Source organism: Rhodococcus sp. WB1 (assembly GCF_001700945.1).
GTDB classification, from domain to species: domain Bacteria; phylum Actinomycetota; class Actinomycetes; order Mycobacteriales; family Mycobacteriaceae; genus Rhodococcus; species Rhodococcus aetherivorans.
Genome location: NZ_CP015529.1, coordinates 2,699,408 through 2,725,106 on the forward strand (window position 1 = coordinate 2,699,408; position 25,699 = coordinate 2,725,106).

At 71.9% G+C, this 25,699-nt stretch carries 20 protein-coding genes; 8 read left to right on the forward strand and 12 right to left on the reverse strand.

The window, feature by feature from the left end; all coding sequences use genetic code 11:
• Window positions 1-132 precede the first annotated feature (132 nt).
• Window positions 133-1,542 (reverse strand): replication-associated recombination protein A, encoded by a 1,410-nt coding sequence (locus A4U64_RS11870; protein ID WP_065922584.1) that lies wholly within the window; start codon window positions 1,540-1,542, stop codon window positions 133-135.
• Window positions 1,543-1,690: 148 nt separating this feature from the next.
• Here A4U64_RS11870 and A4U64_RS11875 point away from each other — a divergent pair, with 148 nt between their 5' ends.
• From A4U64_RS11875 to A4U64_RS11885, 3 genes are all read left to right on the forward strand, one after another.
• Window positions 1,691-3,337, forward strand: coding sequence for an alkaline phosphatase D family protein (locus A4U64_RS11875; RefSeq protein ID WP_084648634.1), 1,647 nt, complete (start codon window positions 1,691-1,693; stop codon window positions 3,335-3,337).
• Complete coding sequence (locus tag A4U64_RS11880) at window positions 3,334-4,632, forward strand: alkaline phosphatase family protein (protein ID WP_185712730.1); 1,299 nt, start codon at window positions 3,334-3,336, stop codon at window positions 4,630-4,632. The genes A4U64_RS11875 and A4U64_RS11880 overlap by 4 nt, the downstream gene beginning before the upstream one ends.
• A gap of 86 nt (window positions 4,633-4,718) precedes the next feature.
• Window positions 4,719-5,144, forward strand: coding sequence for a CBS domain-containing protein (locus tag A4U64_RS11885; protein WP_006944843.1), 426 nt, complete (start codon window positions 4,719-4,721; stop codon window positions 5,142-5,144).
• A 43-nt stretch (window positions 5,145-5,187) separates the two neighbouring features.
• On the opposite strand, the gene A4U64_RS11890 is transcribed toward A4U64_RS11885, so the two are convergent.
• The 5 genes from A4U64_RS11890 to aspS form a co-directional block, all read right to left on the reverse strand.
• Entirely contained in the window at window positions 5,188-6,327 is a 1,140-nt protein-coding gene (locus A4U64_RS11890; protein WP_080688626.1) for a kinase, read from the reverse strand.
• 35 nt (window positions 6,328-6,362) lie between these two features.
• Window positions 6,363-7,388, reverse strand: coding sequence for a zinc-binding metallopeptidase family protein (locus A4U64_RS11895; protein WP_006944841.1), 1,026 nt, complete (start codon window positions 7,386-7,388; stop codon window positions 6,363-6,365).
• The gene (locus tag A4U64_RS11900; protein ID WP_065922586.1) at window positions 7,381-8,331 is read right to left on the reverse strand and encodes a transglutaminase family protein; all 951 of its coding nucleotides are present in this window, start codon (window positions 8,329-8,331) and stop codon (window positions 7,381-7,383) included. Before A4U64_RS11900 ends, A4U64_RS11895 begins: the two co-directional genes overlap by 8 nt.
• Window positions 8,328-10,913, reverse strand: a complete 2,586-nt coding sequence (locus A4U64_RS11905) for a circularly permuted type 2 ATP-grasp protein (RefSeq protein ID WP_065922587.1) — start codon at window positions 10,911-10,913, stop codon at window positions 8,328-8,330. The genes A4U64_RS11900 and A4U64_RS11905 overlap by 4 nt, the downstream gene beginning before the upstream one ends.
• A gap of 197 nt (window positions 10,914-11,110) precedes the next feature.
• Entirely contained in the window at window positions 11,111-12,889 is a 1,779-nt protein-coding gene (gene aspS, locus A4U64_RS11910; protein WP_006930709.1) for an aspartate--tRNA ligase, read from the reverse strand.
• Window positions 12,890-13,033: 144 nt separating this feature from the next.
• Here aspS and ypfJ point away from each other — a divergent pair, with 144 nt between their 5' ends.
• Together ypfJ and A4U64_RS11920 are read left to right on the forward strand one after the other, a co-directional pair.
• On the forward strand, window positions 13,034-13,948 hold the full coding sequence (gene ypfJ / locus A4U64_RS11915; RefSeq protein ID WP_065923478.1) for a KPN_02809 family neutral zinc metallopeptidase: 915 nt from the start codon (window positions 13,034-13,036) through the stop codon (window positions 13,946-13,948).
• Window positions 13,949-14,036: 88 nt separating this feature from the next.
• Window positions 14,037-15,476 carry a lipase maturation factor family protein gene (locus tag A4U64_RS11920; RefSeq protein ID WP_065922588.1) on the forward strand — a complete coding sequence of 480 codons (1,440 nt, stop codon included), beginning with the start codon at window positions 14,037-14,039 and terminating at the stop codon, window positions 15,474-15,476.
• Between the two features lie 480 nt (window positions 15,477-15,956).
• Here A4U64_RS11920 and A4U64_RS11925 read toward each other — a convergent pair whose 3' ends face one another.
• The 3 genes from A4U64_RS11925 to A4U64_RS11935 all read right to left on the reverse strand — a co-directional run bounded on the left by A4U64_RS11925 (window position 15,957) and on the right by A4U64_RS11935 (window position 18,532).
• Window positions 15,957-17,339, reverse strand: a complete 1,383-nt coding sequence (locus A4U64_RS11925; protein WP_065922589.1) for a wax ester/triacylglycerol synthase family O-acyltransferase — start codon at window positions 17,337-17,339, stop codon at window positions 15,957-15,959.
• 44 nt (window positions 17,340-17,383) lie between these two features.
• Window positions 17,384-18,034, reverse strand: coding sequence for a response regulator (locus A4U64_RS11930; RefSeq protein ID WP_029543555.1), 651 nt, complete (start codon window positions 18,032-18,034; stop codon window positions 17,384-17,386).
• Window positions 18,035-18,109: 75 nt separating this feature from the next.
• Window positions 18,110-18,532, reverse strand: a complete 423-nt coding sequence (locus A4U64_RS11935; protein ID WP_029543553.1) for a pyridoxamine 5'-phosphate oxidase family protein — start codon at window positions 18,530-18,532, stop codon at window positions 18,110-18,112.
• Between the two features lie 211 nt (window positions 18,533-18,743).
• Between A4U64_RS11935 and A4U64_RS11940 the strand changes: the two genes are divergently transcribed.
• The 3 genes from A4U64_RS11940 (at window position 18,744) to A4U64_RS11950 (ending at window position 22,400) form a co-directional block, all read left to right on the forward strand.
• The gene (locus A4U64_RS11940; RefSeq protein ID WP_006930700.1) at window positions 18,744-20,450 is read left to right on the forward strand and encodes a sensor histidine kinase; all 1,707 of its coding nucleotides are present in this window, start codon (window positions 18,744-18,746) and stop codon (window positions 20,448-20,450) included.
• A 267-nt stretch (window positions 20,451-20,717) separates the two neighbouring features.
• The gene (locus A4U64_RS11945) at window positions 20,718-21,128 is read left to right on the forward strand and encodes a hypothetical protein (protein ID WP_065922590.1); all 411 of its coding nucleotides are present in this window, start codon (window positions 20,718-20,720) and stop codon (window positions 21,126-21,128) included.
• A 96-nt stretch (window positions 21,129-21,224) separates the two neighbouring features.
• Complete coding sequence (locus A4U64_RS11950) at window positions 21,225-22,400, forward strand: carboxylate-amine ligase (protein ID WP_065922591.1); 1,176 nt, start codon at window positions 21,225-21,227, stop codon at window positions 22,398-22,400.
• Window positions 22,401-22,423: 23 nt separating this feature from the next.
• Here A4U64_RS11950 and A4U64_RS11955 read toward each other — a convergent pair whose 3' ends face one another.
• The 3 genes from A4U64_RS11955 to A4U64_RS11965 form a co-directional block, all read right to left on the reverse strand.
• The gene (locus A4U64_RS11955) at window positions 22,424-22,861 is read right to left on the reverse strand and encodes a nucleoside deaminase (protein ID WP_029543547.1); all 438 of its coding nucleotides are present in this window, start codon (window positions 22,859-22,861) and stop codon (window positions 22,424-22,426) included.
• A 65-nt stretch (window positions 22,862-22,926) separates the two neighbouring features.
• Window positions 22,927-24,828 (reverse strand): ATP-binding protein, encoded by a 1,902-nt coding sequence (locus tag A4U64_RS11960; RefSeq protein WP_065922592.1) that lies wholly within the window; start codon window positions 24,826-24,828, stop codon window positions 22,927-22,929.
• A gap of 111 nt (window positions 24,829-24,939) precedes the next feature.
• Window positions 24,940-25,542, reverse strand: coding sequence for an LppP/LprE family lipoprotein (locus tag A4U64_RS11965; RefSeq protein ID WP_065922593.1), 603 nt, complete (start codon window positions 25,540-25,542; stop codon window positions 24,940-24,942).
• Window positions 25,543-25,699 lie beyond the last annotated feature (157 nt).

Sequence of the window (25,699 nt, forward strand, 5' to 3'; positions counted from 1 at the left end):
TGGCCGTTCTCGCCACCCGCGCCGCTCCGTCCCCCGCCGGGGGGCGAGCGAATGTATCGTTCACCTCCGTAGTCCGACGGCATGGTTCATTCGCTCGGCGCCTGCCGCGCGACCTGCGGCGCACGCGGTGCCCTACCGTTCGCCGCGCACGATCCGGCGCAGCTTGGGCACCCGCTGCGCCAGCTCGCGCTCGGCGCCGTGGCCGGTCGGGGTGTAGTAGTCGACGCCGACGAGTTCGTCCGGCGCGTACTGCTGCGCCAGCACGCCGTCGGGGTGGTCGTGCGGGTAGCGGTAGCCGACGGCGTTACCGAGCTTCTGGGCGCCGGCGTAGTGACCGTCGCGCAGATGCGCCGGCACCGACCCGGACCGGCCGGCCTTGACGTCGGCGATCGCGGCGCCGAGCGCGGCGGTCACCGCACCCGACTTGGGCGCGGTCGCGATGTGGATGGTGGCCTGCGCCAGGGCGAGCTGCGCCTCGGGCATGCCGACGAGCTGCACGACCTGCGCGGCCGCCGTCGCGGCCTGCAGCGCGGTGGGATCGGCCATGCCGACCTCCTCGCTGGCCTGGATCATCAGCCGCCGCGCGATGAACCGCGGGTCCTCCCCCGCGACGATCATCCGCGCGAGATAGTGCAGCGCCGCGTCGACGTCGGAGCCGCGCAGCGACTTGATGAACGCGCTCGCGACGTCGTAGTGCTGGTCGCCGTCGCGGTCGTAGCGCACCGCGGCCTTGTCGATGCTCGACTCGACGGTCGGCAGGTCGATCGTCGCGCCCGTACCGCCGCGGTCGAGCGCGGTCTCGGCCGCCGCCTCGAGCGCGGTCAGCGCGCGACGTGCATCTCCGCCCGCGAGGCGCACCAGGTGGTCGAGCGCGTCGTCGGTGATCTCCACACCGCCGCCGAGACCGCGTTCGTCGGTACGGGCCCGCTCGAGCAGCGCCCGGATGTCGTCCGGGCCCAGCGGCTGCAGCTGCAGCACCAGCGAGCGGGACAGCAGCGGGGCGACGACGGAAAACGACGGATTCTCGGTGGTGGCCGCCACGAGCAGCACGATCCGGTTCTCCACCGCGGCGAGCAGCGCGTCCTGCTGGGTCTTGGAGAAGCGGTGCACCTCGTCGATGAAGAGCACGGTCTGTTCACCGGCGCCCAGGCGGCGACGGGCCAGGTCGATCACGGCCCGCACGTCCTTGACGCCGGCCGACAGCGCGGACAGCGCCTCGAAGCGGCGGCCGGTGGTACCGGAGATGAGGGAGGCCAGGGTGGTCTTGCCGGTCCCCGGCGGGCCGTAGAGCACGACGGACGCGGCGCCGGAGCCCTCGACGAGGCGGCGCAGCGGCGCACCGGGGGCGAGCAGGTGCTGCTGGCCGACGACTTCGCTCAGGTCGGCCGGGCGCATCCGCGCGGCGAGCGGCGCGTTCGGTCCGGCACCGCGGGACGTGCGCGACGCCGGTGGTACGGGTGCGGGGTCGGGCTCGGTCGTGCGGGGGGTCTCGAACAGGGCGTCCGGTCCGGCTGGTTCCTCCGCTCCGAAGAAGGTGCTCACCCCACGACGCTACCGTCCCGGCCCGACGGCGGGTCGGGCCGACGGCGCGTGAACCGGCCGTGAACGTTCGGGACATTCCGTCGCGGTACTTGCTCATCGCGGGGGACGCTGGTCTGATCGTCCGGTGCCTCCCACCGAAACCCGCGTCGTGTCGCGACGGACCGCGCTGCGCGCGGGCGGCGTCGCCCTCGGCGCCGCGGCCCTGGCGGCCGTCTCCGTCTCCCCCGCCGCGGCGGAGAGCGTCGTGTTCGCGCACGGCGTGGCCTCCGGCGATCCCCTACCCGACCGGGTGATCCTGTGGACCCGCGTCACGCCCGCCCCGGACGCCGTGCCCGGTTCCGGCCTCGGCGCCGCGACGACGGTCCGCTGGGAGATCGCCACCGACGGCGACCTCCGCGACGTGGTGGCCTCGGGGTCCGTGACGACGTCCCCCGCGTCCGACCACACGGTCAAGGTCGATGCGACGGGCCTCGAGCCGGACACCGCCTACTTCTACCGCTTCACCGCCGGCGACGCGGCCTCCCCGGTCGGCCGCACCCGCACCGCGCCCGGGCCGGGGGCCGAGCTGAACCGGCTGCGGTTCGCGGTGGTGTCGTGCTCGAACTGGGAGGCCGGGTTCTTCGGCGTCTACCGGCACCTGGCGGCGCGCCCGGACCTCGACGCCGTCGTGCACCTCGGCGACTACCTGTACGAGTACGGCACGGGCGAATACGCCTCCGGCGGCAACCGGGTGGTGCGCCCGCACGACCCGCGGCACGAAATCGTCACCCTCGCCGACTACCGGATCCGGCACGGCCAGTACAAGAGCGATCCCGATCTGCAGCGGCTGCACGCGCTGCTGCCGTGGATCGTGGTGTGGGACGACCACGAGAGCGCCAACGACGCGTGGTCCGGCGGCGCCCAGAACCACGACCCCGCCGTCGAGGGAGCCTGGGCGGAGCGACGGGCCGCGGCCCTGCAGGCCTACCTGGAGTGGCAGCCCCTCCGGCCGGGCGGCACCGCCGACGCGCCCCGGCTGTACCGGCGGCTGCAGTTCGGGGACCTGGCCGAGCTGTCGATGCTGGATCTGCGCAGCTATCGCACCGAGCAGGTGCACGGGCGCCGCATCGACGACCCGGCGCGCACCATCACCGGCGCGGAGCAGATGGCGTGGCTGACCGCGGGCGTGACGAGTTCGGGCACGCGATGGCAGCTCATCGGGAACCCGGTGATGATCGCCCCGGTGCTGCTGCCGCCCCTGGACGAGCGGACCACGGCGGCGCTGACCGCAGTTGCGGGGCTCCCCGCGGCGGGGGCACCGTTCAACGTCGACCAGTGGGACGGCTATCCCGCCGACCGGCGACGGCTGCTCGACGCGATTCGTGCCTCCGGCCGCGACGTGGTGTTCCTCACCGGCGACATCCACTCGTCGTGGGCCGCCGACATCCCCGTCGACGCCGCGAACTACCCCGGCGCGGGCACCGTGGCCACCGAACTGGTGGTGCCGTCGGTGACCTCGGCGAATATCGACGAGATGCTGGGCGTCGCGCCCCGCACCGTCACCCCGTCGATCGAGGCGGCGGTGTTGGCGACGAACCACCACATCCGGTACGTCGAACTGGACTCGCACGGCTTCGGTGTCCTCGACGTGACACCCGACGCGGTGCAGATGGACTGGCTGTACGTGCTCGATCCGACCGACCCGGGCACCGGCGTGCGGTACGGCACGAGCCGGCGGGTCGCCGCCGGCACGCCGCGGCTGGAGCCGGCGGCCGCGCTCGATCCGGGTGCGCACGGCCGGCAGGCCCGGCCGTGACGCCACCCGCCGGAGCGATCGATCGGCGCACGATGCTCGCCGGCACGGCCGTGCTGGCCGGCGCGGCCCTGATCGGCACGGCTCCGGCCCTGATCGGCACGGCTCCGGCCCGGGCGGCGACGCCGTCGGCGCTGCTACCGGACGCGGACGTGCACGTCCTCGTCGTCGACGGGATGCGCCCGGACGAGCTCGCGCCGGGTCTCACGCCGCATCTGCTCGCGCTCGCCGACGCCGGCACCCGGTACACCGCGGCCCGGGCGATCTCGGTGGCCGAGACGCTGCCGAACCATGCGGCGATGATGACCGGTGTGCTGCCGCACCGCTCCGGCGTGCCCGCCAACTCGATCTTCGACCCGGTGCTCGGCCGCACCCGGGACCTCGACCGGCCGACCGACCTGCGCGCCGGGACGGTGCTCGACCGGCTGCCCCGCGAGCTGGGGCTGACGACCGCGAGCGTGCTGTCCAAGCGGTACCTGCACGGCCTGTTCGGCGGCCGCGCGTCGGTGGCGTGGGATCCGGTGCCGCTGCTGCCGCTCACCGAACACGCGCCGGATCGGTTCACGGTCGACGCGCTGATCTCCGTGGTGGAGGAGCGGTCGCCGCGGTTCACGTTCACCAATCTCGGCGACGTGGACCGCGTCGGGCACCTGGACGTGCTCGGCGCGTCGCTGCGGCTCGCGCGTACCGCGGCGCTGCGCTCGGCGGACGAGCAGGTGGCCCGGTTCGTGGAGTTCCTGCGCGCGACGGGACGGTGGGAACGGTCGGTGCTGATGGTGCTGGCCGACCACGGGATGGACTGGTCGGCGCCGGACCAGCTGATCGGCCTCGTCGACGTGCTCGGCGCCGACCCGCTGCTCGCCGGATCGGTGCGCACCGCCCAGAACGGCGGTGCGAACCTGCTGTACTGGGTCGGCGATCCGGCGGCCCGGGTGGACGCGGTGGCGCGGATGCGGGAGGTCGCCGCCGCCGTCCCGGGCGTGGCCGCACTGTACGCGGGTGCGGATCTGGGTCTCGGCGCCGCCGCGGGTGATCTGGTGGCGTTGTGCGACGCGGGGTGGCGGTTCTCCGATCCGAGCCCGTTGTCGAATCCGATTCCGGGCAATCACGGTCACGCCGCGACCGTCGAGATCCCGTTCTTCGTCGCCGGCGGGCATGCGAGTATCCGCCGCGGCCTCACCGTCGCCGACCCCGTGCGCACCCTCGACGTCGCCCCGACGGTCGCGGCGCTGTTCGGGTTGGCCGGGCCGGCGGGTGGCTGGGACGGCCGCGCGGCAACGCACGCCTTCGCCGGGTGAGCCCGATGCCTCCGCAGCCCTTCCGCCGGTCGCCGTCGCGCGTGACAATGGAAGTGCAGTAACCGTTTTCAACGGAGGAGGCAGTGATGACCACTGCACGCGACATCATGCACCGCGACGCGGTCTGCATCGGCGAACACGACACCCTCGAGACCGCGGCCCAGCGGATGCGGGAACTGGACATCGGCGCGTTGCCGATCTGCGGCGACGACGACCGGCTCCACGGCATCATCACCGACCGCGACATCGTGCTCGAGTGCGTCGCCGCGGGCGGCGACCCGAGTTCCATGACGGCCGGTGAGCTCGCCCAGGGCAAGCCCTACGTGGTCGACGCGGACGCGGACGTCGACCGGGTCCTGACGATGATGGAGGAACACCGCATCCGCAGGCTGCCGGTGGTCGAGGAGCATCGGCTGATCGGCATGATCAGCGAGGCCGACCTGGCCACGCATCTGCCCGAGTCGGAGGTGGGCCGGTTCGTCGAGGCCATCTGCGCACGTACCGCGCCGTAGGCGGGCCGGGCATACCGCGCGTGACGGCCCGGGCGTAGCGCGGTCAGTCGCCGACGCGCTGCTCGAGACGTTCGAGGACGTCTCGGGCATGCCCGGCGACGTCGTCGTGTCCGGTGTCGGCGGCGTAGTCGGCGAGCAGCGACCAGCGGCTGCGCAGCGCGTCGGACCACGGCACGGACAGGTGGTGGTCCCGCACCGCCGCGATGCGGGCATGGTCCTCGGGGACGAACAGGTAGGTGCTCAGCCACACCCACGCGAGCTGCGCGTCGAGCAGCCGCTCGGCGAGCACCTCGTCGAAGCCGAGCGAGGGCCACATGCCCACCACCTCGGCCCGCCACGCGTCGGCCATCGCGCGGGCCCGCTCGAGCGTGAGCGGCGCCTTGCACAGGCACGCCGGGAAGGAGGTCAGGGCGTAGGCGATGTCGAGGGTGGCGTCGCGGAAGCCGCCCCACTCGTAGTCGAGGAACTGCACGCCCTCGTCGCCGACGACGATGTTGTCCGGGCACAGGTCCGAGGGGCTGAAGGCCCGGAACCGGCCGGCGGTGAACAGCTTCGCGGCCCGCTCGGCGCGGTCGATCACGCTCTGCGGCACCTCGAGGCCGAACTCGGTGGCGAAGCGGTCGGGCACGACGCGCAGCGCGCCGGTGGCCTGCTCGACGACGGCGTCGGCGAAGTGCGCCACCTCGGCACGGCGCAGCAGGGCGGCGAAGTCCTCCTCGCGCCCGACGGTCGCGGCATGCATCCGGCCGAGGGCCTGGGCGAACGCCATGAGGGTGTTGGTGACGGTGTCGGTGTCGTCGCTGCGCAGCAGCGTGGCGATCGGGGTGGCGTCGCCGAGGTCGCTGAGCACCAGCAGCCGCGACTCGAAGTCGTAGGCCAGCAGTTCGGCGCCCGGCCGGTCGTCCTTGGCCAGGGCGGTGGCGAACTGGTAGGACACCGCCTCGCGCAGGAACGCGACCTCGTCGTCGGTGGCGGCGCCACGGAAGCCCACCCGCCGTTCGGCGCGCGGGGGCACCTGCTTGAGCACCAGGGTGCGCGGCAGGGAGAACGGGTTCGCCGCGACCCGCACGCGCAGAACCACCGAGCGGCCACTGCCGCCGAGATCCACCGGATCGGCCAAGGTCACGGGTGCGCCGGTGCGCCGGGTCAGCAGCTTTTCGGCCGCCTCCACCACTTCCGACATGGGCTCCGCCAATGTTGCAGTCATCGTCTGACAATCTACCCGGTTCGGGCGACGATCAGTTCGTGCACGAACCGCATCTTGACCAAAACGGGCGGGGGTAGCACGAACGGATACAGATCGGTGTGACCCATCGACCGGTTGACCATGTTCAGCGACCAGGCCAGCGGCAGCCAGCGCTCGAGGAGTTTGTCGAAGCCGGCCGGGCCGGGCTGGGGGCGGTCCAGGGCGGCGCCGGCGGGTGCGAACCCGAACCCGGCGGCGGTGTCCAGCGCGTCCCGCATGTGCAGATAGTGCGCGAACGTCTCGGCCCAGTCCTCGGCCGGATGCATCGTCGCGTACGAGGAGACGAACTCGTCCTCCCACCCGTCGGGTGCTCCCTCGGAGTAGTGCCGGTCCAGCGCCGCCTGGTAGTCCGCGTCGGGATCGCCGAACAGCGCCTCGAACCGGGCCCGCACGGCGGGGGTGGCGATCAGGACCATCTGGTAGTAGTGCCCGATCTCGTGCCGGAAGTGGCCCAGCAGGGTGCGGTACGGCTCGCCCATCTCGATCCGCAGCTGCTCACGGTGCACGTCGTCGCCCTCGGCGAGATCGAGGGAGATCACTCCCGACGCGTGTCCGGTGAGGACCTGCTCGTCGCGGCTCGACAGCAGGTCGAACGCGAGGCCGGTGTCCGGGTCGGTGTCGCGGCCGGTGAGCGGCAGGCCGAGTTCGGTGAGTTCGACGATCAGCCGGCGCTTGGCGGCCTCGGCGTCGGCGAACGCGGCCAGCGCGTCGGTGTCGTCGTCGGCCGGGCGGGTGCGGGTGAGCCGGCACGACCGGCACAGGCCGGGCTCGTCGCGGCCGACGATCCAGTTGCAGCGGGCCAGGTGCAGGTTGTCGCACAGCCGGTAGCGGCGGGCCGGCACCGCACCGGAGGCCGGACCGTCGGCGTCGTCCTCGGGCAGGATCGCGACCATCGAGACGGTGCCGAGGTCGAAGCCGATTGCGCTGCCACAGCGCAGGCAGACCGAGTTCTCGAAGGTCAGTTGCTGCCCGCACATCGGGCACGAGAAGTCACGCATCGGCCGCTCCTGTCGGTTCGGGGTCGGTGCGGTCGCCGCTGGTGGGCGCGAGCGGCGCCACGTCGACGGACACGTCGATGGTGCTGTCCTTGGCTTCGGTGTAGATCACCCCGCGCAGCGGCGGCACGTCGGCGTAGTCGCGGCCCCACGCGACGGTGGTGTACCGCTCGTCCACGAACTGGTCGTTGGTCGGGTCGAAGGCGAGCCACGTGTCGCCGGGCAGCCACACCGCCGCCCAGGCGTGCGTCGCGTCGACGCCCACCATGCGTTCGCGTCCGGGGGGCGGATCGGTGGCGAGGTAGCCGGACACGTAGCGGGCGGCGAGGCCGTGCGCGCGCAGGCAGGCGAGGGCCAGGCGCGCGAAGTCCTGGCACACGCCGGAGCGCGCGACCAGGACCTCGGCGACGCGCGTGGACACCGACGTCGATCCGGAGTGGTAGGCGAAGTCGGTGAAGATGCGGTGGGTGAGTTCGGCGATCGCCTCGACCAGCGGCCGGCCCGGAGGGAAGGTGGGCGCGGCGTAGGCGAGTACCTCGGCGTCGACCTCGGGCGGGTCGAGGTCCAGAACGAAGTCGGTGGCCAGGGCGCCGGCCGTGCCGACCGGCCGCGCCGACTCCCACGGCGCGACGGCGGGACCGGCGACCAGCCGCGCCGGATCCGGCGGGGTCACCGCCACCTCGGACTCCGCGGTGACGACGAGCGTGTCGTGGGGCTCGGCGACGTGGAAGTAGACGTCGCGGTTGCCCCACAGGTCCGCCCCCACCGACGTGTCGGCCGGGGCGGGGTCGACGGTGACGCTGCTCGAGACGACCCGCTGGTTGTCGGTGTCGCGGGGCAGCAGGTAGCCGCGGCCGTACGAGGAGGTCACCACGCCGGAGTACCGGTAGGTGGTGCGATGCACGATGCGGTACCGGCGCCGGGCGGGGTCGAGCGGATCGGTCACGGCAGGGTCCTCCGCTGGGCGCCGCCCCACAGCGGCCGGGTGCCGCCGGGCAGCGACAGCGGCCCGCGCAGCAGCTGCTCGGCCAGCTGCTCGAGTCCGGTGTGGACGGCCGCGAGGAGATCGGCGAGCTCACGGCGGACGCCGTCGGTGGCGGTCTCGAGGTCGACCGGGTCCACCCGGCGCAGCCGGGTCAGCAGCTCGTCGGCGAGGCGTTCGGGCCGGGTCGAGCCGGAGGCGTCGGGCAGCGCCCGCAAGTTCTCGCGCAGGCGTTCGAGCACCCACGCCAGCGAGCGGGGGTTGGTGGTGTCGAGCAGCAGCAGCTGCGCGACGGCGGCCGGGCGCACCCGGTGGTTGCGGCGGCGGTAGGTCACCGAGCTCTCCGCGGCGCCGAGCACCGTCTCCATCAGCGCCCGGTCGGTGGCGGCGTCGCGGGCGACGGTGAGGGTGGTCGCCAGCAGGGTGGTCAGCGACAGCGCCCGCTCGATCCGCTTGCCGAGGTCCATCACGTGCCAGCCCAGGTCACGGACCATCGATTCGGCCCCGAGCCCGGACAGGGCGAGCATCCCGGCGAGGACGGCGGACTGGGTGGCGCCGAGCAGGGAGCCGTCGTCGTCGGGGTCCTCGGTGAGCGCGTCGAGGGCGCGCTGGACGTCGGCGAGCACGGCCCACGTGTCGTTGGAGAGCTGGTCGCGCACGGCCCGGGCCGCCTGGTCGAGTCCGGCGAACGATTGGGCGAGCGAGCCGAGCCGTTCCGGATCGACGGTCATGGAGCGGAATTCCGCTGTGGCGGAGTGGTAGTCGTCCATGACGTCGGCACCGGTGTGCTGCGCCGCGATCGCCGGTCCGGGGGCCGCGGCGGTGAGCGCCGACAGCAGCACGGGCAGGCACTCGCTGCCCGGCAGCCAGGGCCGGAAGCGGTAGTCCTGGTAGCGCTCGCGGACCGCGACGAGCAGGCGGGCGGTGTCCTCGGCACGCTCGCCGTAGCGGCCCAGCCAGAACAGGTCGTTGAGCACCCGAGGCGAGGCGACGACGTCGACGGGGGGCACGGCGAAGGTGGACACCTCGTCCCCGGCCGGAACGCCCGTCGCGCCGGTGGTGGCCGTGGGCGCGGCGGTGCGCACCCACACGTCCTTGGCGACGACGCGCATCGGCGGCCGCGTGCGCGGCGTCGCGCCCGGGACGACGATCTCGCCGAGCCCACCGGGCATGGGGGTGAATCCGACCCGCTGGGCGACGGTGAACAGTCGGACGCCGACCGGCGCGGCACCGAGCCCGCCGGAGATTCCGGACAGCGACGGGACGTACGAGTGGTCGGGAATCTCCTGGCCGACCCACCGCCCCGGCTGCGCTCGCACCTGGGCGAGCAGGCCCTCGCGCTGCTGCGCGTCGAGGCTGCCGACCATCACCGACCGGGCGGTGACCGCCGACCGCAGCACCAGCTGCTCGAACCTCTCCGTCAGCGCCGCGACCCCGGCCGGGGTGCCGCCCCAGTATGCGGGGACCGGCTCGAGCAGCAGGTCCTCGTCCAGCAGCGCCCGGCACAGCGACGGCAGGAACTCCGCCAGGGCCGGATTCTCGAGCACCCCGCTGCCGAGGGTGTTGACGACGGTGACGGCGCCGCGCCGCACCACCTCCACGAGCCCGACCACGCCGAGCCGCGAGTCCGGCCGCAGGTCGAGCGGGTCCGCGTAGGCGGCGTCGACGCGGCGTAGCACGACGTCGACGCGGGTGAGCGAGCCGAGCGAGCGCATCCACAACCGGCCCTCGCGCACCACCAGGTCGGCGGCCTCGACCAGCGGGAACCCGAGGACGCCCGCGATGTGGGCCTGATCGAAGGCGGTCTCCGAGTGTGCGCCCGGGCCGAGGACGACCACCACCGGGTCCTCCGCGCCGGCGGGTGCGGCCTCGCGCAGCGCGAGGCGCATCGCCTCGACGAACGGCGACAGCGGCCGTGGGTTCGTCGCCTGGTACAGGTCGGGCATGGCGCGTGCCGTCACCCGCCGGTCTGCGAGGGCGTACCCGGCGCCGGACGGGGCCTGGGTGTGGTCCCGCACCACCCGGAACCGGCCGTCGCGGGCACGGGCGACGTCGATTGCGTGGACGAACAGCTGGTGCGGCCCGGGGAGCGAGAGCCCGTGCGCGGCCCGCACGTAGCCGCGATGGCCGAACACCAGTTGCGGGGGCAGCAGTCCCTCCCGGAGCGTGCGCATCGGCCCGTACAGGTCGGCGAGCAGCGTGTCGAGCAGCCGTGAGCGCTGCAGCAGACCCTGCTCGAGGGTGCTCCAATCGTCGGCGGAGAGGACGAACGGCACCCCGTCGAGTTCCCACCGGTGCGGCGCGGCCGGACCGGTCTCCTCGGTGCGGGCGTCGACGGGGGTGTAGGTGATGCCGTGGTTGTCGACGAGCCGGCGCAGCCGCTGCCGGTAGCGGGCCAGCGCCTGGGGGCCACGTGCCTGCAGGCCCTCCGCCAGTTCGGCCCAGTGCTCGCGGACGTCGCCCGCGGGGTCGAAGAGTTCGTCGAATTCCGGTCCGCGGTGGGCGTACCGCGCCCGCAGCGACTGTGTGGCGACCATGTCGGTCATGCCGTTGCCGCCCTCTCCGTCCGTCCGGCGCCTGCTGTCACTGTGCCAGGCCGTGCCCCGCCGTGCGCCCCCGCCGTGCGCGCTGCCCTCTGACACCGCGGCGGCGCCGGCCCGTGACACCGCGGCGGCGCCGGCCCGTGACACCGCGGCGGCGCCGGCCCGTGGGCAGGCGCCGCCGACGAGGTCCTGTCGGTGCCCTACTTCTCGGCCTTCTTCGGCTCCGGCTTGAAGTCGATCCCGGACTCCTTGCGCTGCTCGGGGGTGATCGGCGCCGGAGCGTCGGTCAGCGGGTCGACACCGCCGCCGGACTTCGGGAACGCGATGACCTCGCGGATCGAGTCCGCGCCGGCGAGCAGGGCGGTGATGCGGTCCCACCCGAAGGCGATGCCGCCGTGCGGCGGAGCGCCGTACTTGAATGCCTCGAGCAGGAAGCCGAACTTCTCGTTCGCCTCCTCCTCGGAGATGCCCATCACCTTGAACACGCGCTGCTGGATGTCGGTGCGGTGGATTCGGATCGAGCCGCCGCCGATCTCGTGACCGTTGCACACGATGTCGTAGGCGTAGGCGAGGGCCGAGCCGGGATCGGTGTCGAACGTGTCGAGGTGCTCGGGCATCGGCGAGGTGAAGGCGTGGTGCACCGCCGTCCATGCGGAGCTGCCGAGCGCGACGTCGCCGGAGGCGGTGGCGTCGGCGGCCGGCTCGAACAGCGGGGCGTCGACGACCCACACGAACTTCCAGTCGTCGGGATCGATGAGATCGAGCTTGCGGGCGATCTCGCCGCGAGCGGCACCGAGCAGCGCGCGCATGGGCTTGGTGGCGCCGGCGGCGAAGAAGATGCAGTCCCCGGGCTGGGCGCCGACGTGCTTGGCCAGGCCCTCGCGCTCGGCGTCGGTGAGGTTCTTCGCGACCGGTCCGGACAGCTCCCCGTCCTCGCCGACCAGCACGTACGCCAAGCCCTTCGCGCCGCGCTGCTTGGCCCACTCCTGCCAGGCGTCGAGCTGGCGCCGCGGCTGGCTCGCGCCGCCGGGCATGACGACCGCGCCGACGTACTCGGCCTGGAACACCCGGAAGGTGGTGTCCTTGAAGAACTCCCGGCACTCGACGAGCTCGAGGCCGAAACGCAGGTCGGGCTTGTCGGAGCCGTAGCGGCGCATCGCGTCGGCGTAGGTCATGCGCGGGATCGGGGTGGTCAGCTCGTGCCCGACCAGGCGCCACAGCGCGTGCAGGATCTCCTCGGCGAGCAGGATCACGTCGTCCTGGCTCACGAACGCCATCTCGATGTCGAGCTGGGTGAACTCCGGCTGCCGGTCGGCGCGGAAGTCCTCGTCGCGGTAGCAGCGGGCGATCTGGTAGTACCGCTCGATGCCGCCGGCCATCAGCAACTGCTTGAACAGCTGCGGCGACTGCGGCAGTGCGTAGAAGCTGCCGGGCTGCAGCCGCGCCGGCACCACGAAGTCGCGGGCGCCCTCCGGGGTGGAGCGGGTCAGCGTCGGGGTCTCGACCTCCACGAAGCTGTGGTGGGCGAGCACGCCGCGGGCGGCGGCGTTGACCTTGCTGCGCAGCCGGATCGCCTTGCCCGGGCCCTCGCGGCGCAGGTCCAGGTAGCGGTACTTCAGGCGGGCTTCCTCGCCGACCTGGTCGTCGAGCTGGAACGGCAGCGGCGCGGCCTCGTTGAGAACCTCGAGCGTCGAGGCATTGACCTCGACGGCGCCGGTGGGGATGTCGAAGTTCTGGTTGCCCTCCGGCCGGACCTCGACCACTCCGACGACCTTGATGCAGTACTCGGCGCGCAGACGGTGTGCCTGCTCGAGGACCGCGCCCTCACGGAAGACGACCTGCGACACACCCGACGCGTCGCGCAGGTCGATGAAGATCACCCCGCCGTGGTCGCGGCGCCGGGCCACCCAGCCGGTGAGGGTGACGGTCTGCTCGGCGTGCTCGGCTCGCAACGAGCCGGCGAGATGGGTGCGCAGCACGGAATTCCTTTCGAAACAACCTAACGAGGGACGTCGTCGTTGCAATCCTACGAAAGACACACATCCGCCGAGGACACCCGTACCCGATCGGCCGTGCCAAGCTGAACCGATCGGTCCCCCTGCGACGAGGAAGTGAAGGCGGCGATGACGTTCAACGAGGGTGCTCGGATGGAGGGCGGCCGCATCCGGGTCGGCGGCGGAGGCGGACCGGGCGGGAAGATCGCGATCGGCGGTGGCGCCGGCGGCCTGCTGGTGCTGATCCTGGCACTGCTGCTCGGAGGTGATCCCGGCTCGCTCCTCGGCAGCGGCGCCCCGGAGCAGTCCGGGCAGTACGGCTCGGGCACCCTGGAGGGCTGTGAGACCGGGGCGGACGCCAACGCGAGCGTCGACTGCCGCGTCCAGTTCACCGTCGGCAGCCTCGACGCGGTGTGGGAACAGCAGCTCGGGCCGCAGACCGGCGTCGAGTACGTCCGGCCCGCGGTCGTGCTGTTCTCCGGTGCGGTCGCGACGGGCTGCGGCAACGCCACGAGCGACGTCGGACCGTTCTACTGCCCGGCCGACCGGACCGCGTACTTCGACACCAGCTTCTTCCAGGACCTGGTCACCCGGTTCGGCGCCAACGCCGGCCCGCTCGCGCAGGAGTACGTCGTCGCGCACGAGGTGGGTCACCACCTGCAGAACCAGCTCGGGGACCTCGGCCGCGCGCAGGCCGATCCGCGCGGTGCCGACTCCGGGGCCGTCCGCACCGAGCTGCAGGCCGACTGCTATGCCGGGGCGTGGGCGTACCACGCCGACAAGCAGGCGGATCCGAACACCGGGGAGCCGTTCCTGCAGCCCCTCACCCAGCAGGACATCCGCGACGCGCTGTCGGCGGCGTCCGCCGTCGGCGACGACCGGATCCAGGCTTCCGCCGGCGGGCGGGTGAACCCCGAGGGCTGGACGCACGGGTCGTCCGACCAGCGGCAGAAGTGGTTCCTCGCCGGGTACACCACCGGGCAGATCGCGGCGTGCGACACGTACACGGCGCGAGATCTGGACAACCCGCCGGCGCTGCGCTGACCCCGCCGCCCACCACGGGGAATCCACTCCCGAAACGCGGTGCGCGTGCCATGCTCGAGGGGTCCGCACCGGTACGAGGTGACCTGCCGTGGAATGGTACGACGCCGACGGGTATTCGCTGGGACGGCTGCTGTGCACGCGCGCGCTGGCCCTGGTGTACCTCGTCGCGTTCCTGGTGGCGCTCAACCAGTTCCGGGCGCTGCTCGGGAGCACCGGCCTGACGCCGATCCCCCGCTTCCTGAAGGCGACGTCGTTCGGCCGGGCCCCGAGCGTGTTCCACCTGCGCTACTCGGACCGTCTCTTCGCGGCGGTCGCCGGTCTCGGCGCGGTCCTGGCCGCCGCCACCGCGCTCGGGGTGACGGACCGGCTGCCGCTGATCGCGTCGATGCTCGTCTGGTTCCTGCTGTGGCTGCTGTACTTGTCGATCGTCAACGTCGGACAGGTCTGGTACTCGTTCGGCTGGGAATCGTTGCTGCTCGAAACCGGCTTCCTGGCGATCTTCCTCGGCAACGCGGACACCGCCCCGCCACTGCTCGTCCTGATCCTGCTGCGCTGGCTGCTGTTCCGGCTCGAGTTCGGGGCGGGCCTGATCAAGATGCGCGGCGACCGGTGCTGGCGGGATCTGACGTGCCTGTACTACCACCACGAGACCCAGCCGATGCCGGGCCCGCTGAGCTGGTACTTCCACCACCTGCCCAGGCCCCTGCACCGGGTCGAGGTGGCCGGGAACCACGTCACCCAGCTCGTGGTGCCCTTCTTCCTGTTCGCGCCGCAGCCGATCGCGGGGATCGCGGCGTCGATCATGATCGTCACCCAGTTGTGGCTGGTGGTCAGCGGCAACTTCTCCTGGCTGAACTGGCTGGCGATCGTGCTGGGCCTGTCGGTGATCCCGGACAGCTGGTGGGAGCGTCTGCTGCCGCTCGAACCCGGTCCGGGGTACGGGACGACGCCGACGGTGTTCGTGGCGGTGGTCGTGGCGCTGACCGGGACGGTCGCGGTGCTCAGCTACCTGCCGGTGCGGAACATGCTCTCCCACCGGCAGGCGATGAACGCCTCGTTCAACCGGTGGCACTTCGTCAACACCTACGGCGCGTTCGGCAGCATCACCCGGCACCGGCACGAGGTGATCGTCGAGGGCACCTCCGATCGGGAGGTGGGCCCCGGCACCGTGTGGCGCGAGTACGAGTTCAAGGGCAAGCCCGGCGACGTGCGCCGCCGGCCCCGCCAGTACGCGCCGTATCACCTGCGGCTGGACTGGCTGATGTGGTTCGCCGCGCTGTCCCCCGACTACGCGCGCTCCTGGTTCGGGCGACTGCTCGAAAAGCTGCTGACCAACGACGAGCACGTGACGGCACTGCTGCGGCGTAACCCGTTCCCCGACGCGCCGCCCCGCTGGGTGCGGGCGCGGTACTTCAGCTACCGGTACACCACGTGGCGCGAGCGCCGCGAGACCGGCGCGTGGTGGGTGCGCGAGTACATCACCGACTACATGCGGCCGGTGGCCCTGGCCGAACGCGACGCCGAATGAGGTCCCCGGAGCCGGCGGCGCTTTCGAAAATTCAATCTCGCGTTATCTCACCTTTATCGAACATCAACGTCGGGTAAAGAATGAGATCGACCGGGCGACCGGTATCCGGGACCCGGACAGGAAAAGGGGGCCTGCGTCCTCAACCCGCAGGCCCCCTCTATTTCCCCCGGATCAGCTGAGGTTCATGTCCTCGGCGGAACCGGAGAAGAAGTCGAACGCGCCGAAGAGGTCGGCGATTGCTCCGAAGAAGTCGGCCAACGTTCCAAAGTCCATGCTGGAGCTCCATTTCTGATCTTGTACATACCGTACCGGTGCCGTGCACCGAACCCAATTGTTACCAAACGCGCCGGGTCCCGCAATTCGAGCGCGGACCCGGCTGCCGCACGCGGTAGGGGAAATCGGGTTCGCGAAATTCTCAGCACTCCGCGCATGCAATTCGCTGGCGCGCACGGTCGGCGCGATCGCGCCTGAAGGGCCGGGTCAGCGACGCGGCGGGCCGCCGACCGCCGCGACGCCCAGCTCCGCGAGGCCGTCGACGATCCCCCCGGCGAACTCGTCGACGTCCGGGACGAGATCGGCATCGGCGACGACGTCGACGTTCAGCCGGCCCGCGTAGGACAGCACGCCGACGGCGACACCGACGTTGCCCTGCACCACGCCGACCTGGAACAGCTCGCGCACGCGGGCACCCGCGAAGTACAGCGGCACGGGCGGGCCGACCAGATTGCTGACGAACAGATTGACCAGCCGTTGGCGCCGCATCACCCGCACCGTCCACCGCTGGAGCAGCCGTCCCCCGGGCTGCAGCGGCGGCTCCCGCTTGAGCCGCGCGGTCTCGCGGGCGACGGCCGCGACCCGGGCGGCCACCGACCCGGGCCCCACCGGCAGGGGCACGAGCAGGATCCCGACCCGGTTCCCCGGGCTCCGGTCGTCGGCGGTGCGCAGCGACGCCGCCACCGACGCCTTCAGGATCAGGTCCGGGTCGAGTTCGCCGCGCGCCGCGAGGAGCCGCCGCGCGCCGGCGGCCACGGCGGCGAGCACGACGTCGTTGACCGTCGCACCGTGCGCGTGTGCGACGCGCCTGACCTCGGCGAGGTCGCAGCGCACCAGGCTCAGCCGGCGGTGCGGCCCGACGGGACCGTCGAACGACACCCGCGGGGCCCGGCCCTGCCGGGCGAGCGAGCGCAGCTGCCGCACCCGCAGGGCGGCACGTCGCGCCGCCACCGCCGGCCGCACTGCCCGGAGCCACCGCCACGCGGCCCCGGGCCGACGGTGCAGGTTGTCGCGGACGAGCGCACGCACGGAAGGTGGCGGAACCGGGGTGGGCACGGGACCGGGGTCCTCGTCGGGCGTGGTCGCGGCAGTGTCGAGCAGGGCGCCGAACAGTTCGAGGGCGGCGATGCCGTCGGCGACCACGTGGTGGAGCCGCAGCAGCAGCGCGATCGTCCCGTCGTCCCGGTCCGTGAGCAGCCACATCTCCCACAGCGGCCGGGACCGGTCGAGGCGTGGTTCGTCGAGTTCCGCGCAGGTGCGCAACAGGGTGGCCTCGTCGCCGGGAGCGGGCAGGGCGCGGGTCCGCACGTGGCACGAGATGTCGAAGTGCGGGTCGTCGACCCACACGGGCGGTCCGGCACCCGGCGGCGGGCGGTGCAGCCGCTGGCGCAGTCGGGGCGCGCGGCGGGTGCGCCGCGCGACGTGCTCGCGGATCGCCGCCAGCCGGAGGCGTCCGGCCGCATCGCGCAGCGGCGCTCCGTCCAGGACGGCGAGCGCGGCCACGTGCATGGGCACCCCGCGGTCCTCGACGCGCAGGTTCCCTACGTCGAGCGGGCTCAGCCGCTCGAATCGGGGCCGGTCGTCCGTCATGGTGCCCGTCCTGCCGTCGGCAACGCCCGGGCGGCGCGGAACGTTCAGCGGCCGCCGGGGCGTCTCGGCGGCACCTTCGTCGCCAGTACCGCGGCCTGAGTGCGGCGTTCGACCCCGAGCTTGGCCAGGAGCCGCGACACATAATTCTTCACCGTTTTCTCGGCCAGGAACATCCGTTCGGCGATCTGACGGTTGGTCAGCCCCTCCCCGAGCAGCGCGAGCAGGGTCCGTTCCTGATCGGTCAGGTTCGCATACGGTCCGCCGTCGTTACTGGTGTCGGCGCGCAGCTTCGCCATCAGCGTGGTCGCGGCGCGGCTGTCGAGCAGGGACTTGCCTGCCCCGACGTCCCGCACGGCCTGGATCAGCTCGGTGCCGCGGATGTCCTTGAGTGCGTAGCCGCTCGCGCCGGCGAGTATCGCGTCGAGCATCGCCTGCTCGTCGGTGAACGAGGTCAGCATCAGGCAGCGCAGTCGCGGCATCTGCGAGAGCAGTTCCCGGCACAGCTCGATGCCGTTGCCGTCGGGGAGCCGGACGTCGAGCACGGCGACGTCGGGTTCTACGGCAGGAACCCGCACGAGAGCCTCGCCGTACGACGACGCCTCCCCCGCGATCGTCAGTTCGGGATCCGTGGTGAGCAGGTCCGCGATGCCACGGCGGACGACCTCGTGGTCGTCGACGAGAAAGACCTTGACCATGCGCCAGCCTCCAATCCCCGGTCAGCACGGTACCGCACGGTGTGCCGACTCACGGTCGGCTCGGGGACTGGATTGTCAACCGCGCTCGCCGGGCCACCACGGCAGCGTGGCACGACGCCCACTGATGTGCTCGACGTCGATGACGAGGAGGGGATCCTCCGTGCCGATGCCCCACGGCAGGCCGCCGGCGCCGTCGAATCCGCGGAGACCGTCCGTGCCGCGCGCGAGCCGGGCGCGGCCGATCGCGACCACGCTCCACCCCGACCGGGTCGGCGCCTCGAGTTGTTCGGCATGGAAGGCGAGCAGCCTGCCGTCGAAACGCTCGAACCACCCGTCGTCGCCGGTGGGAACGACGATCTCGCCGTTCGGCGCCGCGAAGGTCACCGGGTGCACCGCGGGCAACGCCCCGTCGGTGTAGACCAGACGGCCGGTCGGCACCGACCGCAGCAACGCCATGCACCGACCCGGCGCCAGCGGAGCTTCCGGACCCGTCGTCATCCTGGGCTTTCCCTCCTGCAAAGACATCTCCGCACTCCACCCTCGCCCGTCGAGGCGGCCCGCGGCAGGGTCCAAAGTCGTCACCACCGGGGCGCAAGTCACCGCGCCGGGGGTGACCCACGGATTACCCTCGGCACAATGGGAAAAACCGGGCCTTTCGAAGCGGCCCGGCACGCGGCGCACGGGACGTAATCCACCGAAGGGGTGAGCGATGGCCGCCGACGAGGAAACGTTGCTCGCGGGGACGCTCTCGCAGCTGCGACTGAGGGAGCTGCTCGCGGAGGTCCAGGACCGCATCGACCAGGTGATCGTCGCGCGCGATCAGATCGACGGTCTGCTCGAGGCCGTGCTCACGGTCGCGTCCGGGCTCGAGCTCGAGGCGACGCTCGAGCGCATCGTGCACGCCGCGATCGAGCTCGTGGACTGCCGCTACGGCGCTCTGGGCGTCCTCAACCGCCGCGGCGACGGATTGCAGAACTTTGTGTACGAGGGCATAGACGCAGACACCCGCGCGCTGATCGGCGACCTCCCCACCGGCCACGGACTGCTCGGACTGCTGATCGAACAGCCGAAACCGATCCGCCTCGACAATCTGGCCCAGCACGTGGCCTCGTCCGGCTTCCCGGCCCACCACCCGCCCATGCGGACCTTCCTGGGTGTCCCGGTCCGGGTGCACGGTGAGGCGTTCGGCAACCTCTACCTCACCGAGAAGGCCAACGGTCAGTCGTTCACCGAGGACGACGAGGTGATCGTGCAGGCCCTCGCGGCCGCGGCGGGCATCGCGGTGGACAATGCGCGCCTGTTCGAGGAGGCCCGGCTGCGGCAGCGCTGGCAGGAGGCCACGAGCGAGATCCGCGCCGAGCTGCTCGCCGACACCGACCCGGAGGAGGTGCTCGGCCTGATCGCCCGACGCGCGCTGGCCCTGTCGGAGGCGGACCACGTGCAGATCGCCCAACCCGAGGATCCCGACGTGCCGCCGGAGGAGGTCGCGGCCCTGATCGTCACCGCATACGCCGGTTCGGACCCGTCCGGGTTCGGGGGCAAGCGGATCCGGGTCGAAGGGACCGCGACCGGAACCGTGTACCGGTGCGGTGAGCCTCTGCAGGTCACGGAGTTCGACGGTGACGGCGACCGGCACGGGCCGGCGCTGCTGCTGCCGCTGCGCGCGTCGACCGACACCATTTCGGGGGTGCTGTCGGTCATTCGCGATCCGGGGCGGGAGCCGTTCGACGACCGTCAGCTCTTCCTCGCCACCTCCTTCACCGATCAGGCGGCGCTCGCGCTGAAGCTGGCCGACGACCAGCGACGGCTCAACTCTCTGACCGTGCTCGCCGACCGGGACCGCATCGCGCGGGACCTGCACGATCACGTCATTCAGCGGCTGTTCGCCCACGGCCTGAACCTGCAGAGCACCCACGCCCGCACCCGGGCGCCGGAGATCCGCGGGCGCCTGGCGGACATGATCGACGACGTGCAGAGCATCATCACCGACGTGCGCACCGCGATCTTCGACCTGCACGGCGGGATGGAGGGCACCCGGCAACTGCGGCAGGCCCTGCACGACATCGTCGCCGAACACACCGCCGACGTCGGCTTGCGGACCGTCGTGCGCATGTCCGGGCCGCTCAACGTGGTCACCGGGCCCCTCGCCGATCACGCCGAGGCGGTGCTGCGGGAGGCGATGAGCAACGTGGTGCACCACTCCGGCGCGAACAACGTCACCGTCACCGTGTCGGTCGACGACTACCTCACCATCGACGTCACCGACAACGGCGTCGGCATTCCCGCCACCGTCGCGCGCAGCGGACTGCACAACCTCGCCTCCCGCGCCGAGGAGGTCGCGGGCACCTTCACCGCTACCGCGGTCGACACCGGCGGCACCCGCCTGCTCTGGTCGGCGCCGCTGCCCGAGGACTGAGCTCGCACCGCCGGCGGCGGACGGCTCCCGGCCCCGGTATCTCGCCGCGGGCGCGGCAGCGGGCCGCACCGAGGCGGTGACCGGCTCGGTGGGGGAAGGCGGCAACAATTGCTGCGGCGCTCCTCGTCGCCGTTTCCCTTCGCGGCCGTGCCGATCCGAATTCCGAATCGCCGTTTCTGTCCTTTCTCGGCCGGAAGTCGAGATTCTCCGGTATGCGCCGGATCGCCCGGTGCGAGGGCTATCATCGAATTCGGCAGAGGGAACCCGATGAACACGAACACGAGCGCACTGAGCGACCAGATTCGGGCCGTACACCAATTGGTGCGGACGCAACTGCAGATACTCGAAATTCGCCACGAGCGCAGCTCGCATCCGATGGCGAAGCAGCAAATTGCGGCGGACATTCGCTATTTGTCGGAACGATGCGACGCCCTCGAACGAATTCTGCATTCGCACACGACATCCGCGAAGTCGTCGTCGTCTCGGGCGGCGCGGCTGAGCGACTGCATCGCCACCATCGCCGGCTCGGCGGACAGGCGCAGCGTCGCCGCCCTCGAACACGTCCTCGCGGACCAGCTGGCCGACCGCATCCGCACCCTCGAATCCCTCGCGATCGCGCTCGGAGACCGGCCGCTGCAGCAGTGGGCACGCGGTATCCACGCCGTCGGCGCCGCCTGATTTCCCTCCCGTTTCCTTCCCACCTGCCCGGGACGCGTGCCAGGCTGGAGCCACGGTCCTGCCGAGCTGTTTCGGCCGTTCCGGTTGGAGGAGACGATGACGTCCACGCTGCCGCGCCGTGCCGGATCCGACCGTGGCGATGTCCCGGGCCGGCTGCTGACCATGGGCGTCGAGGAGGAGTTGCTGCTCGTCGACGCCGACTCCGGCCGGCCCCGGCTGAGCAACGCCGCCGTCGTGGCCGATGCCCGCGAGGCCGGGCTCGACCTCCAGCTTGAGCTGTCGCGCTGCCAGGTCGAGACCGCCACACCGGTCTGCACCCGGATCGACGACCTGCGGCAGGAACTGCGCGTCTCGCGCACGGTGGCGGCGGCGGCGGCCGCACGCGCCGGGTCCCGCCTGCTCGCGGCGGCAGTGCCCCCGTTCGACACCACCCCGCCCGGGGCGCTCACGGACGCCGCCCGGTATCGGCGGATGGCCGAGCACTTCGGGGTGGTGACCGATCAGGTGATCTGCGGCTGTCACGTCCACGTCGGGGTGCCCGATCGCGACGTCGCGGTGCAGGTCTGCAATCACCTGCGGCCCTGGTTGCCCGCCCTGCTCGCGCTCACGGCGAACTCGTCCGTCACCGCCGGCGCCGACACCGGTTACGCCAGCTGGCGTCACATCCAGTGGGGGCGCTGGGGCAGCGGGGGGCCGCCGCCCTTCTTCCGGTCCGCCCGGCACTACGACGACGTCGTCGCCATGATGCTCGACGCCGGCACCGTCCTCGACCCCGCGATGGTCTACTGGGACATCCGGCTCTCGCCGCACCTGCCCACCCTCGAGATCCGGGTCTGCGACGTGCCCGCCACGATCGAGGAGACCGTCACCGCCGCCACCCTCGTCCGCGGACTCGTGTCCACCGCGCTCACCGCCGTCCACCGCGGTGACCCGGCGCCCCGGCTCGAGGCCGACCGGCTGAAGGCCGCGTGCTGGCGCGCCGCGCGGGAGGGCATCGACGGCTACGGGATGGACCCGCTGACGCAACGGCCCGTCCCCGCCGCCCGGCTGCTGGGCTCGCTGCTCGAGCACGTGCGGCCCGGCCTCGAGGAGGCCGGCGACTTCCCGTCCGCGCGCGCGTCGGTGCGGCGGATCCTGCGCCGGGGCAACGGCGCGCGCCGTCAGCGGCGAGCGCTCGCGGCGTCCCGGAGCACGGCGGACTTCGTCGCGGAACTGGCCCGCATCACCGTCGAGGGGTGCGAACCGGCCGCTCCCCCACCGACGGCCCGGTGATCGCTCCTACTCGGTGATCGCCCCTACTCGGGGGGTGTGACGCCGATGTCCTCGTGCCACAGGTCCGGGTGCTCGGCGACGAACGTCGCCATCATGTCGATGCAGCGTCGATCGTTCAGCACCGTCACCTCGACCCCGTGCTCCGCGAGCCAGTCGTGGCCGCCGGTGAACGTGACGCTCTCCCCGATCACCACCGCGCCGATGCCGAACTGCCGGATCAGGCCGCTGCAGTACCAGCACGGCGACAACGTCGTCACCATGATCGTCGAGCGGTAGTCGCGCCGGCGGCCCGCGGCCCGGAAGGCGGCGGTCTCGGCGTGCAGCGACGGGTCCCCCTCCTGCACCCGCCGGTTGTGGCCGCGGCCGAGCAGCGTCCCGTCGGCGGCGAACAGGGCCGCGCCGATCGGGATGCCGCCCTCGGCGAGGCCGAGCCGGGCCTCCGCGAGCGCGACCTCGAGCATCGCGTCCGGGGACGGACTCCCGGCCGGTCCGCGTGCATTCGTCACGGCACCACCCCGAATCGCGGTCAGCTGAACGACTTGTGGATCTGCGCGCCGTAGCGGCGGACGATCTTCTGCTTGGCGGCGGTATAGGCGTGGACGTCGTCCTGCAAGCCCCTGTTCTCGAGCGATCGGCGCGCCAACTCGCCGGCGATCACGTCGAGGAACAACTCGGCCAGCAGCAGTCGTGCCGCGTCCCGGAACCGGCCCCGGCCGTCGAGATACAGCTGCACGGTGGGGTCGCCGGTGTTGATGAGGATCGTTCGCTGCTCGGGGTCGTACACGGCACGTCCACCGTCGTCCCCGAGATAGCGCAGGTCGTAGCCGACGAACATGTCCTCGCCGTGGTCGCGTGGCGGCCGTCGATGTTCCTCCGGATGGGGCGGGGTGTGCGGGCGCGGCACATGGTGCGGCGACGGCGCGTTCTCGGCGATGACGATCTCGCACCACGCCCAGAACGCCCCGGACCGCACCATGATCTCGCCGCGCTCCCCGGCCGCCTCGCCGACGACCGTCCATTCCAGCCGCTGCACACCGGCCTTCTGCTCCACGGCAATCTCGGCGGGCCGGGGGTCGATCCGCATCGAGTCGGGCAGCGTGTACGTGATCGTCAGCCTGTCGTCGCCGGGCAGGCGCTCGGTGTCGACTTCCAGAGTGACGTGGAACCGATGGCCGGGCCTGCGGTAGTAGAAGGGCGTCGTGAATTGAAGGACGACCGACTTCCCCGTGCCGGTCGCGGTCGTCAGCGGTGCCGATGCCGGCGCCGGCCCGATCCCGAGATCCCGGATCGCCGACTCGCTCATCCGGTGCAGCAGCCGGTCGATCATGTGCGCGGTGTGCTCGGAGGTTATCGCGTGCTCGAGGTGTCTGAGCTGATCGCGTTCGGCCAGCACATATTCGGCGAGCCGAACGCTGACCGCATGCGAGAATGCGGCGACGAACCGGTCCTTGTGGTTCAGACCCTCACGCTCGTCGCTGATGATCGGCTCACCCTGCCCGAGCCGCTCGATCAGGGCCGCGCAGTGCACGGTGCCGAACAGGTACTCGGCGCCCACCTGGTTCTCGTACTCGAACATCTGACAGTCGAGCACGGCGAGGCCCGAGACGACGACGAGACCGTTCGTGCGCTCGTCCCCCGACATGGTCAGCTCGGCACCTTCGGCCCGCTTCAGGGTGAGGGTGAAGGTGTACTCGTCGCCGTCGAAGTCGAAGCTGCCGGGCGCGTCCGGACCGATCAGCACGAGCGCCGGGGGTTCGTCGAAGAGCACCCGGCCGCTGCGCTGGATCTCGTGCCGACCGGCGACGTGCACCACCTCCACGCTCCGCCGCGACAGCACCTCACGCAGGTAGACGTTGTCGGACAGCGCCTGAACCACGGTCTGGTACCGGGAGATGACCACGTGCGGGTTCTCCACGACCAACGTCACCCGGGTACCGTTCCCGGGGATGCCGAGGCGTTCGCGGTCGTCGTCGGAGACCGGCCGGTCGCCGCCGTGGTCGTCGTAGAGGTAGCCGCCGTTCTCGCCGCGGAAGAGGTCGATGCGGGTGAGCCGGCCGTCCTTGACGGTCTCGACCGTTCCGGCGCCGACACCGAACACGGCCTGCTTGAGGCCGCGCCCGAAGTAGCCCCGCCCATGGCCCTCGCCCCGCGACAGCGGGCTGTGGGCTGCCCCGTACGCCAGGATGCGGGCGGCCTGATCGAACGGCATCCCTTCGGCATGGTCGGTGACCTGCAGGACCGCACCCGACTGGTGGCGCTCGTAGGTGATGTCGATGCGGCCGTTCGCCTGCGCGCGGCCGTTGTCCAGCCGGGAGTAGCTGTCGTCACTGTTGGTGATCAGTTCGACGAGCGCCTTCTCGATCGAGGCGAAGCGCCGCGAATCGATCCCGATCACACGCTGGTCCACCGGAATGGGGGCGACTGCCATCGTTTCTGCCTTGTCTGTTCCGTCGGGCAGTCCTGAGGGTGGCTTCCCGAACTTGCCGCGATCGTACCGACGTTCGCGTCGATGCCGCGGCAATCGAAGTGCCCGGCGATGTCACCGCATTTCGTCGCAGCCCGTCGACTCCAGGTACTCGTCCGGCAGTCGCCCGTCGGTGACGACCCCGCCGTCGGACCACGTGAACGTCAGCTCCGCGAAACCGGTGGCGGCCGCGTTCGGCTCGCCCTCGCGCGGGTAGTTGTATTCGACGTCGATGGAGTCGAACGCCGTTGCGACCACCGCCGGGTTCAGCGCGCACGGCGTGGCGGTGCCGACATACTCGCCGCGGTGGAACAACAGCAGGTGGGTCGGCGACGATCCCGTCGCCCCCACGATCCCGACCTGCGCGTAGCTCAGGTCGCTGCAGCGGTTGTAGTTGCCGTTGTACGCCTGCAGCCACGTGGCATCGGGGATCTGCTGCGGCGGGGGTAGCTGCTCGATCACCGCGAACACCTCGGGTGCGTCGAGGTCGACGTCCGGGTCGCACGGCTGTTCGTCCACCGTCGTGGACACGGCGGCCCCGCCGGTGGGTGCCTGACGGGAGGACGTCTCGGTGGACGGTTCGGCCACCGGCTGCCCGTCCTGCACCTGGGCGCAGCTGGCCAGGATCGCCATCGCAAGGGCCGACACAAGGGTGACACCGGCTGTGCGACTCGGCATGGGCTCCTCGGACTCTCGGGTGCGACGGCGGTCGCCGCGACGGGTACGAATGGTGTCAGTTCGGATCATCCCAGTCGAGGCCCGTGGCAAGGTCGCGGAATGGTCAGCTCGGTCGAGCCGAGCAAACTCCGGCTACCTCGTCAGAAGCCGGTAGAAC